The sequence below is a fragment of the Oryzobacter telluris genome (assembly GCF_043099285.1).
Lineage (GTDB): Bacteria > Actinomycetota > Actinomycetes > Actinomycetales > Dermatophilaceae > Oryzobacter > Oryzobacter telluris.
The window spans coordinates 200,628-212,430 of the sequence record NZ_CP170723.1 but is presented as its reverse complement, the minus strand read 5'-3'; the positions used below and the strand labels follow the sequence as shown (position 1 = coordinate 212,430).

9 protein-coding genes are annotated in these 11,803 nt (G+C 73.2%); 2 read left to right on the top strand and 7 right to left on the bottom strand.

From position 1 onward, the window contains the following. Positions 1-101 precede the first annotated feature (101 nt). The gene (helR, locus tag ACFLFB_RS00940; RefSeq protein ID WP_392543830.1) at positions 102-2,339 is read left to right on the top strand and encodes an RNA polymerase recycling motor ATPase HelR; all 2,238 of its coding nucleotides are present in this window, start codon (positions 102-104) and stop codon (positions 2,337-2,339) included. Between the two features lie 73 nt (positions 2,340-2,412). Here the strand turns inward: helR and ACFLFB_RS00935 are convergent, their stop codons facing one another. Both ACFLFB_RS00935 and ACFLFB_RS00930 read right to left on the bottom strand, forming a co-directional pair. Further along, positions 2,413-3,303: a peptidase inhibitor family I36 protein gene (locus ACFLFB_RS00935; protein ID WP_392543829.1), complete on the bottom strand. Its 891-nt coding sequence runs from the start codon at positions 3,301-3,303 to the stop codon at positions 2,413-2,415. A 247-nt stretch (positions 3,304-3,550) separates the two neighbouring features. After that, positions 3,551-4,762: an ATP-binding protein gene (locus ACFLFB_RS00930; protein ID WP_392543828.1), complete on the bottom strand. Its 1,212-nt coding sequence runs from the start codon at positions 4,760-4,762 to the stop codon at positions 3,551-3,553. Positions 4,763-5,254: 492 nt separating this feature from the next. Here ACFLFB_RS00930 and ACFLFB_RS00925 point away from each other — a divergent pair, with 492 nt between their 5' ends. Beyond that, a complete protein-coding gene (locus ACFLFB_RS00925; RefSeq protein WP_392543827.1) occupies positions 5,255-6,031 on the top strand; it encodes a ZIP family metal transporter in 777 nt (258 codons plus the stop codon). Between the two features lie 19 nt (positions 6,032-6,050). Here the strand turns inward: ACFLFB_RS00925 and ACFLFB_RS00920 are convergent, their stop codons facing one another. From ACFLFB_RS00920 to ACFLFB_RS00900, 5 genes are all read right to left on the bottom strand, one after another. After that, positions 6,051-6,389 (bottom strand): rhodanese-like domain-containing protein, encoded by a 339-nt coding sequence (locus tag ACFLFB_RS00920; protein WP_392543826.1) that lies wholly within the window; start codon positions 6,387-6,389, stop codon positions 6,051-6,053. Between the two features lie 106 nt (positions 6,390-6,495). Continuing rightward, positions 6,496-7,356 (bottom strand): DNA-formamidopyrimidine glycosylase family protein, encoded by an 861-nt coding sequence (locus ACFLFB_RS00915; protein WP_392543825.1) that lies wholly within the window; start codon positions 7,354-7,356, stop codon positions 6,496-6,498. A gap of 50 nt (positions 7,357-7,406) precedes the next feature. Further along, positions 7,407-8,711, bottom strand: coding sequence for a glucoamylase family protein (locus tag ACFLFB_RS00910; RefSeq protein ID WP_392543824.1), 1,305 nt, complete (start codon positions 8,709-8,711; stop codon positions 7,407-7,409). After that, the gene (locus ACFLFB_RS00905) at positions 8,704-9,840 is read right to left on the bottom strand and encodes a LacI family DNA-binding transcriptional regulator (RefSeq protein ID WP_392543823.1); all 1,137 of its coding nucleotides are present in this window, start codon (positions 9,838-9,840) and stop codon (positions 8,704-8,706) included. Before ACFLFB_RS00905 ends, ACFLFB_RS00910 begins: the two co-directional genes overlap by 8 nt. Before the next feature lie 89 nt (positions 9,841-9,929). Next, positions 9,930-11,801 carry an ABC transporter ATP-binding protein gene (locus ACFLFB_RS00900; RefSeq protein ID WP_392543822.1) on the bottom strand — a complete coding sequence of 624 codons (1,872 nt, stop codon included), beginning with the start codon at positions 11,799-11,801 and terminating at the stop codon, positions 9,930-9,932. Positions 11,802-11,803: the final 2 nt, after the last annotated feature.

The window sequence follows — 11,803 nt, the reverse complement described above, 5'->3', positions numbered from 1 at the left end:
ACCGGGGGGCTTGCGGCAAGGCCCCCTGAGTGGCGCAGAATCACCGGCCGAGGTCAGGCCCGACGGGGGGCACCTGGCCCCACGACCCGGATCGGAGCCACGTGATTCCCTCGACCGCCAGCGCGTTCGACCTTCCCGACCACCTCGCCCACAAGGCGGCTCCCGCCCTCATCGAGGACGACGAGCGGCACTTCGCCGCCATCGCCCGCGGCCTCGAGCAGTCCGTCGCCGACGTCACCGCGCAGCATGCGGCGGCCCGGCGCACCCCGGTCAAGGGCGGGCAGGCCGCCCTCGACCGCGACCTCGAGGTGCACCGCCTCTCCGCCCGCCTGAGGGCCCTGAGCCGGTTCGGCCTCGACCTCTGCCTGGGACAGGTGCTGGCCGAGGGCGCGGACGAGCCGCTGTACGTCGGTCGCCTCGGCCTCACCGACCCCGACGGGCGACGGCTGCTCGTCGACTGGCGCTCCCCGGCCGCCGAGCCGTTCTTCGGCGCCACCCACGCCACCCCGATGGGGCTGGTCAGCCGTCGCCGCTACCGGTGGACCCACGGCCGGGTCGGCGACTACTGGGACGAGGTGTTCACGGCCGAGGGCCTCACCAGCCACGCCGGGGCGCTCGACGACCAGTCGGCCTTCATCGCCAGCCTGGGGAGCAGCCGGTCGAGCCGGATGCGCGACGTGCTCGGCACCATCCAGGCCGACCAGGACGCCATCATCCGGGCCGGGTCGCGTCAGCCGCTCGTCGTCGACGGCGGGCCCGGGACCGGGAAGACGGTCGTCGCACTGCACCGCACCGCGTACCTGCTGTACTCCGACCCGCGGCTGGGCCACCGCAAGGGCGGGGTGCTGTTCGTCGGGCCGCACCAGCCCTACCTCGCCTACGTCTCCGACGTCCTGCCCAGCCTCGGGGAGGAGGGCGTGCAGACCTGTACGGTCGCCGACCTCGTGCGGGAGGGGGCGAGCGCGGTGGAGGAGGCCGACCCCGAGGTCGCCCGGCTCAAGGCCGACGCCCGCCTCGTCGACGCCGTGGAGCCGGCCGTCGGGCTGTACGAGCAGGTGCCGACCGAGACCCTCGAGGTGTCGACACCCTGGGGGGACGCCCGGCTGCGCGCGCAGGAGTGGGCCGAGGCGTTCGACGCCCGCGAGCCCGGAACCCCGCACAACGAGGCCCGCGACCAGGTGTGGGAGGCGGTGCTCGGCATCCTCGTCGACCAGGTGGCGGCCCAGGCCGAGGACGGGTGGGACGACGACGAGGGCGGTGGGGGCGACCCCGAGGCGCAGGACCAGTTCGACGCCTACGGCATCACTCCTGAGGACGGGCACGCCACCTACCGGCGCGCCATCGCGGCCGACCCCGACCTGGTCGACGCCTTCGGCCGGGCGTGGCCGCTGCTCGAGCCGACCGACCTCGTCGGCGACCTCTGGACCGTGCCGGCCTACCTGCGGATGTGCGCGCCGTGGCTCACCCGCGAGGAGGTCGTGCTGCTCCAGCGCGAGGACCCCAGCGCCTGGACCGTCGCCGACCTACCCCTCCTCGACGCGGCGCGCCACCGCCTCGGCGACCCCGAGGCGTCGCGCCGGCGGGCCCGGCGCGCCGCCGCCGACGCGGCCGAGCGCGCCCGCATGGCCGACGTCGTCGCCGACCTCATCGCCAGCGACGACTCCGAGATGAGGGTGATGTCGATGCTGCGGGGCCAGGACCTGCGCACCGCCCTCGTCGACGAGGCCACCGTCCCCACCGCCGACCCGGACCTGCTCGCGGGACCGTTCGCGCACGTCGTCGTCGACGAGGCACAGGAGCTGACCGACGCGCAGTGGCGGATGCTCATGCGGCGCTGCCCGTCGCGGAGCCTGACGATCGTCGGCGACCGGGCGCAGGCGCGGAACGGGTTCACCGAGTCGTGGGAGGAGCGGCTGGAGCGGGTCGGCCTCGACCGCGTCGCGCTGGCGCCCCTCACCGTCAACTACCGCACGCCGGAGGAGGTCATGGCCGCGGCGGAGCCCGTCATCCGGGAGGCGATCCCCGACGCGAACGTGCCCACCTCCATCCGCAGCACCGGGGTGCCGGTCACGTACGGGGAGGCCGCCGACCGCGACCGCATTCTGGGCGACTGGCTGGCGGCCCACGACGAGGGGGTCGCGTGCGTCATCGGGGACGCGTCGTTCACCGCCACCGAGCGGGTCCGGTCGCTGACGCCGATCCTGAGCAAGGGTCTGGAGTTCGACCTCGTCGTGCTCGTCGACCCGCACCGGTTCGGCGACGGCATCGAGGGGGCGGTCGACCGCTACGTGGCGATGACGCGCGCCACCCAGCAGCTCGTCGTCCTCACGAGCGGCTGACGGGCGCACCCGCTCCGAACGGACGGCTGCCGCCCCCTCCACGGTCGGAGGGGACGGCAGCCGGGGTGCGAGATCAGTCGCAGCAGACGTTGAAGCCGTTCGACATCCAGAACGACGTCGGGTTGGGGTTGCTCAGGACCGGGTCGCCCACGCTCTTCGCGGCGCTGGTCTGGCGACCGGCGCGCATCTCGACGTGCGTGTGCGCCGCGCCCGAGCTCGACACCCCGCGCCAGTCCTCGGTGGCGATGCGCGCCCCCTTGGCGATCGACTGGCCGACGCGCAGGCCGTCCAGCGGGTCGGTGTGGAGGTAGACGAGGGTCTTGTTCTGCCCCGCGTTGTAGACGGCGATCTGCGACAGGCCGCTGCCGCCGCGGGCGCCCTGGGTCACCCGGGTGATGGTGCCGCCGAGCATCGCGTAGACCGGCGACCCGATGCCGCGGGCCATGTCGGTGCCCTCGTGGCGACCCGACGTGTTGAGGTAGCCGTCGAAGTAGGCGGTGATGCGGCCACCGGAGGTCTTGTAGAGCCCGGTCGTCATCCGGCTGTTCGCGGCGTTGCCGACGACGTGGCCGGCGTTCTCGTTCTTCAGCGTCGACTTCAGGTTCACCTTCGAGCCGCTGCCGATGGCGTCGATGGAGCCGGCCCAGCCGCTCTTGTAGAAGACCGTGACGGCGGCGGCCTCGCGGTTCCAGACCGAGGCGGCGTGGTTCTTCACGCACTGGCCGCGGCCGCTGCCGGCGGTGATGAACTTGACGCAGGTCGAGCCCGAGCCGTAGTCCTTCACGCCGCTGCCGAGGTCGACCATCGACCCCGTGTGGTTGGAGTTGAAGTACAGGCAGAACTCGCCGGTCTCGCAGACCCCGTTCTTCGAGGTCGCGGCCTGGGCGCTCGGCGCGGTGGCGACGATCGCCCCCATCATCGCGAAGCCGGCCCCGGCCAGTGAGAGTGACTTCCTCAGGGACATCGTGGTGCTCCTTCGTGGTCGAGCGGGCGGCGCGGTGCCGCCCGCGGCGCGACCGGTGCGCAGCGTTCCCCTGGCGCGCGGCTGCGCGTCCCCCCAGTGGTCCTGGCCCTCCGGTCGTGCGGACGGAGGACCGGCCACGGTCGTGACCTCGTCTTCCCCCACGCGCCATCCTGCTCAGGTCAGGGGCGTCTGACGATGGGGAGCACTCCCCCGCGGGGAGCGGTCAGTCGGGCAGCCGGGTCGTCGGTCAGGTGTGGTCGCGCAGGTACCGGCCGAAGTGGGGGACGGTGAAGGCGATGCGCCCGCGCTCCCCGGAGTAGATCAGGCCCTTCTTGAGCAGGGCGTCCCTGGCCGGGGAGAGCGACTGCGGCTTGCGGTCGAGGTGCGACGCGACGTCGGCGGTGGGCACGGCCTCCGACTCGTCGCCGAGCTCGACAGCGACCTCGGCCATGGCGCGGAGGTACTCGCGCTCGCCGGGGGTGGCGCGCTCGTAGCGGGAGCCGAAGAACCCGACCGCGAGCTCGGCATCGGCCTCGGGCGCGGCGACCGCCACGTCATCCGCAGTGATGGGCGACCCAGGAGCCCTGTCCCACACCGCCTTTCCGTACGCCTGGATGAAGTAGGGGTACCCGCCGGTGGCGACGTACATCGCCTCGAGGGCGTCCTCGGTGTAGGTCGCGCCCTCCTCCTCGGCCGGGACGACGAGGGCGGCGTCGGCGGCGTTGCGCTCGAGCCGGTCGATGCGGGAGTAGCGGAAGAGCCTCTCCGAGTATGACTTCGACGCCGACAGCACGGCGGGCAGGTGCGGTAGGCCGGCGCCGACGACGATGAGCGGGAGCCCGGACTGGGAGATCTCGTGGCACGCGGCGCACAGGGCGGAGACGTCGTCAGGCCCGAGGTCCTGCATCTCGTCGATGAACACGGCGATGCCGCGGCCGGTGTCGGACGCCATCCCGCCGAGGTCGGAGAGCAGCTCGACGAGGTCGATCTCGACGTCGCCCGAGTCGGCGCGGCCGGTGACCGCCGGGACGGTGATACCCGGGTTCCACCGGTCGCGCAGCTTGGTGGCGGTGCGGCCGCGGCCGGTGCCCGACTCGCTCTCGCGCTGGGCGAAGGCCTTGACGACGCCGAGGGCGTGGTCGCCGGACCCGCCGGCCGGACCGAGCTCGCGCACGGCCTGGTGCACGGCCGAGGCGAGGGGGCGGCGCAGCGACTGGTCGGGGCGGGCCTCGAGCTTGCCGGTGCCCCAGCCGGCGCGCACCGCCGAGGAGCGCAGCGCGTTGAGCAGGACCGTCTTGCCCACGCCGCGCAGCCCGGTGAGGACGATCGACCGCTCGGGGCGTCCTCGGGCCACGCGCTCGAGGACGACGTCGAAGGCGTCGAGCTGCTCGTCGCGCCCGGCCAGCTCGGGCGGGCGCTGGCCGGCACCGGGGGCGTAGGGGTTCCTGATCGGGTCCACGATCGCAGCGTATGGGGCTCTCTAGCGCGGATCGCAGACATCCCGATAGAGCCCTAGGGCGTGTCGCGGCCGCCCCAGCCCCCTGCGGTTCGAGGTGAGACCCGACCCTGAGGTGGTCGGTTCTCACCTCGACCCGGGGCCACCTCCTCGCGGCGAGTGCGCACGTGGCTGCCCCGGCGACCACTTCCGCACTCACCGGCGAGCGGGGAGGCCGGGTTGGCGGGCGGTGAGAAGTGTTCACCGGATCGTGTTCGCTCTGGGAGGAAATCTCCGCCGGGGAGGAGCAGGGTGGAACCACCGGTGCCTCGACCTGCTGCGACGGTCGGGGCACCGGTGCGCGACTCACCACCATCGCCCGCGTGCGCCCGGGGTCGCCGGGGCAGCCACCGCAGCACACGCGGCAGGGAGTCGAGGGGTGGCTAGCGGTGTCTAGGGCTGGGGCGATACAGCGCAAGACGACCCGATCGACGCGGACCTCGGTAGCGTGGGGACGTGCTCGAGGCCGCGTGGTGGGGGTTCGTCGGTGGGGGAGCCCTGCTGGTCGGGGCCCTCATCGGCCTCTACGTGCACGTCGGGCTGCGGGTCATCGGGCTGGTCATGGCGTTCGGCGCCGGCGTCCTCATCAGCGCCGTGGCCTTCGAGCTGACACAGGAGGCGTTCCGGTCGGCCGGAGGGACGTCGGCGGCCCTGGGACTGGCCGCCGGGTCGGTCACCTTCTTCACCGGCGACTGGCTCATCGACCAGCGCGGCGGCCACCGGCGCAAGAGCCCGGTCCACGGCGGACAGACGGCGCCCGCCTCGACCGGTGGCACGAAAGCCGCCGCCACGGCCGGCGGCGCCTCGAGCGGCCTGGCCCTCGTCCTCGGCGCCCTCCTCGACGGCGTCCCCGAGTCGGCGGCCATCGGCATCAGCCTGCTCGGCGGGGGCGGGGTCGGCATCGCGATGGTCGCTGCCGTCTTCCTGTCGAACATCCCCGAGTCGATGTCGGCGACCACCGGCCTGAAGGCGTCGGGGAAGTCGACCGGCTGGATCCTGCGCCTGTGGGCGCTCGTCGTCGCGGCTTCGACCCTCTCGGCCGTCCTCGGCTACGTCCTGCTCGGGGACGCGTCGGAGGGCACCGTCGCCTTCATCCAGACCTTCGCGGCGGGGGCGATCCTCACGATGCTCGCCGACACGATGATGCCGGAGGCGGTCGAGCACGCCGGCCGGCTCGTGGGGCTGCTCACCGTGCTCGGCTTCGCGGTGGCCTTCTTCATCAGCTCGGCCTGAGGCCGGGCCGAGCGAGCCGTCAGGGGACCTCGGGGGCGGACCCGCCGGCCGCCTGCATCGGCTTGCCCGCGGCGTGCCACGCGCGCATCCCGCCGGCCAGGTTGGCGACCTCGTAGCCCTGCTGCTCGAGCCACGGCATCACGCGCTGCACGCGCCCGCCGGACCGGCAGGTGATGACGAGGGGCTCGTCGGCGTCGAGGAAGGGGGCGAGCTCGTCGACGCGGGCCGGCAGCTCGGACATCGGGATGTGCACGGCGGTCGGGGCGTGGCCGCGGTCCCACTCGTCCTGCTCACGGATGTCGAGGACGACGGCGTCGTCGGGCAGGTCCGTCACGGGCACGTCGGGGAAGACACTCATGGCTCCAGTATCCCCAACCCCCACGGCCCTCGACGCATTGCGCTCAGCTGACGCCCGGGGCGCCGATCCGGTTCACCCAGCGCAAGGAGTCGGCTGAAGGGGGGTGCTACTTGAGGAACTTGCTCGTGCGCCGGTCGGCGAGCGGCTTGCCCCCCGTCTGGCAGGTGGCGCAGTACTGGAGGGAGGAGTCGGCGAACGACACCTCGCGCACGACGTCGCCGCACTCGGGGCAGGTCTCGCCGGTGCGCCCGTGCACCCGCATGCCGGCGCGCTTGGCGTCCTTGAGCTCCTTGGCCGGCTTCCCGGAGGCCGTGGCGACGGCCGCGGCCAGGGTCGCCCGCAGCGCCTCGTACAGCCGCTCGACCTCCGGCGCCCCCAGCTTCGCCGCGATGGCGAAGGGCGACAGCTTCGCGACGTGCAGCACCTCGTCGGAGTACGCGTTGCCGACCCCCGCGATGACAGACTGGTCGCGCAGCATCCCCTTGACCTGCATCCGGTGCGAGGCCGCGATGGCGGCGAACTCCTCGAGCGTGAACGCGTCGGCCATCGGGTCGGGGCCGAGCGAGGCGACCCGTGGCACGGTGGACGGGTCGTTCACGATGTAGGCCGCCAGGCTCTTCTTGGTCCCCGCCTCGGTGAGGTCGAACCCGGAGGCGTCGTCGAAGCGCACCCGCAGCGCGATGGGCGACTTCCCGGGCCGCAGCACGGTGGCCGGCATCGCGTCGGACCAGCGCAGCCACCCGGCCCGGGCCAGGTGGAACACGAGGTGGGTCCCGCCGCAGTCGAGGTCGAGGAACTTGCCGTGCCGGGCCACGCCGTCGACCGGCGCGCCGACGAGCGCCTGCGGGGGCGGCGTGAAGGTCTTGAGCACCGAGATGGAGCCGAGCTCGACCCCCGTGACGACGAGCCCGTCGGTGCGCGCACGCAGGAAGTCGACGAGGGCCTGCACCTCGGGCAGCTCGGGCATGCCGCGACGCTACCGAACGCCGCCGTCGGGCGGGAGGGTGAACGTCCTGCTCAGGCGACGCGGCCGGGCATCCGGGCCGACTCGTCGGGCCAGCCGCGCGCCTCGAGGACGGGGCGCAGCACCGTCTCCACCTCCGGTCCCGCGAACGCCCGGCGCAGCGCACCACCGGTGAGGACGTGGGCGAGCGCCGCCATCACCATCGACTGGTCGAGGACGAGGTACCGGCCCGCGGTGCGGCCGGACGACAGCGCGATGCAGTCGACGAACCCGCCCGGGCCGTAGCAGCCCAGCTCCTCGAGGTGGCCCAGGCAGGAGGCCGCGGCCTCCGGGTCGTGGAGCAGCGCCACCGCGGCGGCGTGCGGGGTGACGACGGGGTCGCCGTCGAGGACGCTGGGGTACCCGGGGTCGCGCCAGGCGATGGGGGCCACGCCCCACTCCGCGTAGCCCTCGCCGGGCCGGGCCGCCGGCGACCAGCCCCAGGCCGGCCACCCGTGCTGCTTCGCCCACGCGCCGTGCGCCGCGACCGTCGCGCCGTGGTTGGCGGCCCACAGCGGCGACCAGTCCTCCTCGGGGACGAGCAGGTCGGGCATGAGGGCCTCGAACATCGAGCCGCCGAACGTGGGCACGACGTCCCGCCCGCCGTAGGTGACGAGCGGTGCGGACAGGGCCGGGTAGTGCTCGGGCGGCACCTGCCCGGCCACCATCCCGACGTACGAGGCGATGCGGGGCTCGGAGTTCAGCAGGTCGTAGTGGTGCGGGGTGTGGTGCAGCGGCTCGGTGTCGGTGTACGCCGCGAGGACGGTGGGCTGCCCGGGGTCGGCCTCCCAGAACCCGCCCCGCAGCCGGCCGCCGGGTCCAGAGGGGCCCGCCGCGGCGTCGTGGAAGGAGCCGAAGTCCATGGCCAGCCGCAGCCGACGCGCCTCCTGCGCCAGCCCGGGCACCGCCGACTCGACGACAAGGAGCCCCGCCGCGAGCCAGCCGTTGTCGACGCTCGACATGAAGGGCACGACCCGCGTGCCGTCGACGAACACGCGCAGCAGCTCGCCGCTGCCCTCGTCGTACCAGTTGGCCAGCATCCCCGTGGCGTCGTGCCGCTCCACCGACGCCAGCGTCGACAGCGTTCTCGCACAGCGTGTTCGGCACTCGTCCGCCGAGACCAGGCCGAGCTCGCGCGTCGCGACGGTGCTCCACAGGAGGCCGCCGATGTTCGTCGGCGACGTGTAGCCCGAGCGGGTCGCGGGGTCGAGGTCCTCACGGATCCAGTCGGCGGGGAGCCCGGTCCGCTCGTCGGTCATCGCGTCGAGGCAGCGCCATGTGTCACCCGCCCACCGGCCCAGCAGGGCGGCATCAGGCACCGGCGTGCTCCTGCGTTCGCTGGGGGACCACCGCCGCCGCACCGTTGCTCCGCGCCGGCGCCGGCACCGGGTCGGGGCGCGTGAACTGCGCCTCGGGCGGCGTGGGCAGCGACGGGCCGTCCCACGGGCAGCCGCACGACCCGCGCAGGATGATCTTGGTCGGGATGACGAGCGGCTCGACGTCATGCGTGCGCCCCTCGATCCGCTCGTGCAGCCGGATGGCGGCCCACCGCCCGAGCGCGCGCGTCGGCTGCTGCGCGGTCGTGAGCCCCGGCGCCATGAACCGTGAGGTCATGATGTCGTCGAAGCCGGTCACGGCGATGTCGTCGGGCACCCGAACCCCCCGCCGGGCCAGCTGAGCCATGATCGACAGGGCGAGCTCGTCGTTGGCGCACAGCAGCGCGTCCACCGGCTCCGACATCGCGAGGATGCGGTCGACGGCCTCCGGCCCGAAGGTCTCCTCCGGGTGCACGCGGATCGGCGGGCCGGCCTCCATCAGCTTGCGCTTCCGCAGCGCGGAGACGAACCCGTCGTACCGGCCGGTGACGTCGTGCGAACGGGCGCCGTCGCCGACGAAGAGGATGTGCCGCCGCCCGTGGCCGATGAGGTGGCTCGTCAGCTCGGCCGCGCTGCGCTCGTTCTCCACGAGCACCGCGTCGCAGCCCTCCACCGGGTCGCGGGCCAGCAGCACGGTGGGCGTGCCGCGGCTGATGGTGCGCACCGTGGCGTCGCTGACCGTCGCCGTGGCCACGACGAGGCCGTCGACCCGCTGCAGCACGTTGCGCAGCGAGGTCTCGATGTCGACCGGCCCGTTGGCGAGGACCACCACCACCGACTGGCCGTACTGCGCTGCGGTGGACTCGAACCCGGTGAGCAGGTCGGAGAAGTAGGGGCCGTGCAGCCCGGGCAGGACGAGGCCGTGGGTCTGGTGCCGCGGCACGTCGACCGGCCGCGAGGACCGCAGGGGCACGTAGTCGAGCTCCTCGACCGCGCGCAGCACCTTGCGCCGCGTCATCGGCGAGGCCGGGGTCGACCCCTTGAGGACGCGCGACACCGTGGCGATCGACACCCCGGCCCGTTCGGCCACGGTGTAGATCGTCACGGGCCGGTCGTCGTCGTCCGCTCCCACCCGTCCTCCTTCCGCCGCGACCCACCCTGCCGTCCCGGGGGACGGAAGGCCAGTCTCGCGGCCGGAGGTGGGACGCGGGGCGAGCAGGGTCACGCGAACGGGTTGGGCACCGCGTCCAGGAGCTTCTTGGTGTAGTCGTCCTTCGGGGCCCGGATGAGGTCGAGGGTCGGCCCGCGCTCGACGACCCGGCCCTCGTGGAGGACGAGCACCTCGTCGGAGAGCATCCGGGCGCTGAGCAGGTCGTGGGTGATGTAGAGGATCCCCATGTCCCGCTCGCGCACGAGGGTCGCGAGGAGCTCGAGCACCTCGGCGCGGATCGACACGTCCAGGCTCGAGATCGGCTCGTCGGCGACGATGATCTCGGGCTCCACCGCGAGCGCCCGCGCGATGACGACCCGCTGGCGCTGCCCGCCCGACAGCTCGTAGGGGTAGCGGTTGAGGAAGCGGTCCGTCGGCGTGAGCGCCACCGTCTCCAGCAGCTCCTGGACCCGCGCGCGCAGCGCGTCGCCCTTGAGCTTCTGGTAGTTGACGAGCGGGCGCTCCAGCGCCTGGCCGATCCGCTTGGTCGGGTTGAGCGAGCTGTACGGGTCCTGGAAGACCATCTGCACGTGGCTGCGGTACTCGCGCAGCGAGCGCCCGCGGTAGCCGGCCACCTCACGGTCGCCGCCCTCGGCGTGGAAGACGATGCGGCCCTGCGTGGGCTTGTCGACGCCGGTGATGAGGCGCGCGAGGGTCGACTTGCCCGACCCGCTCTGGCCGACGAGGGCGGTGACCTCGCCACGGCGCAGGGTGAACGACACGTCCTCCACCGCGGTGGTCCGCTCGACCTTGAAGCCGCGACGGCGCTCGTAGACCTTGGTGACGCCCTCGACGGAGAGCAGCGGCGGGTGCTCGAGGGCCTTGGCCGACTCGTCGGCGGTCTTGACGAACTCCGGGCCGTTGAAGTGCGAGGTCGGCTCGCCGATGCCCTCGGCGTCGGCCCCGCCCTCGTCGGCCCCGCGCTGGATCCGCGCGACGTGGCAGGCGACCTCGCCACCGTCGAGCGGGGCGAACACCGGGGTCACGGTCTCGCAGCGGGCGATCTTCTCGGGGCAGCGCGCGACGAAGATGCAGCCCTCGGTGGGCCGGCTGAGGTCGGGCAGGCGGCCGGGGATGTAGGTGATCCGCACCGTCTCGGCGCGGGGGTCGCTGTACGAGCCGAGCAGGCCCTTCGTGTACGGGTGCAGCGGGTCGGTGAGGAGGTCCTTGGTGGCCCGCTCCTCGACGATGCGGCCCGCGTACATGACGAGGAGCCGGTCGGAGAGGTCGAGCACGGTGCCGATGTCGTGGCTGATGAACAGGACCGCGAAGCCCTTCTCTGCCTGCAGCCGGCGCACGTTCTCCAGGATCGAGTGCTGGACGACGACGTCCAGGCCGGTCGTCGGCTCGTCGAGGAGGACGACCTTGGGGTCGAGGGCCAGCGCCAGCGCGAGGTTGACGCGCTGCTTCATCCCGCCGGAGAGCTCGTGCGGGAAGGCCTTCATGAACTTGCGGTCGATGAGGACCATGTCGAACAGCTCGCCGATGCGGTCGTCGACCGCGTCGCCGCGCAGCTCGGAGTGCTCCTCGATGACGTCGGCGAACTGGGCGTCGACGCGGACAACGGGGTTGAGCGAGTTCATGCTGCTCTGGAAGACCGTGGAGATGTCGCGCCAGCGCAGCTCGCGCAGCTCGTCCTCGGGCGCCGTGGTGATGTCGCGCCCGTCGAAGGTGATGGTGCCCTCGCTGATCCGCGCCGGGCGCTCGAGCAGGCGCAGCACGGCGTTGCCGAGCGTGGTCTTGCCCGACCCCGACTCGCCGATGATGCCGACGAACTCGCCCGGTCGCAGGGAGAAGGAGACGTCGGAGACCGCCGTGATGGAGCGGTGCGCCTTGGGCTCGTAGCGGACCGAGAGGTTCTCGACCGTGAGGATCGGGTTCATCG

Bases quoted from the DNA above. Each gene is read 5' to 3' on its own strand.
- ACFLFB_RS00935 (WP_392543829.1), bottom strand. From the start codon at position 3,303: ATGTCCCTGAGGAAGTCACTCTCACTGGCCGGGGCCGGCTTCGCGATG.
- ACFLFB_RS00920 (WP_392543826.1), bottom strand. From the start codon at position 6,389: ATGAGTGTCTTCCCCGACGTGCCCGTGACGGACCTGCCCGACGACGCC.
- ACFLFB_RS00915 (WP_392543825.1), bottom strand. From the start codon at position 7,356: ATGCCCGAGCTGCCCGAGGTGCAGGCCCTCGTCGACTTCCTGCGTGCG.
- ACFLFB_RS00900 (WP_392543822.1), bottom strand. From the start codon at position 11,801: ATGAACCCGATCCTCACGGTCGAGAACCTCTCGGTCCGCTACGAGCCC.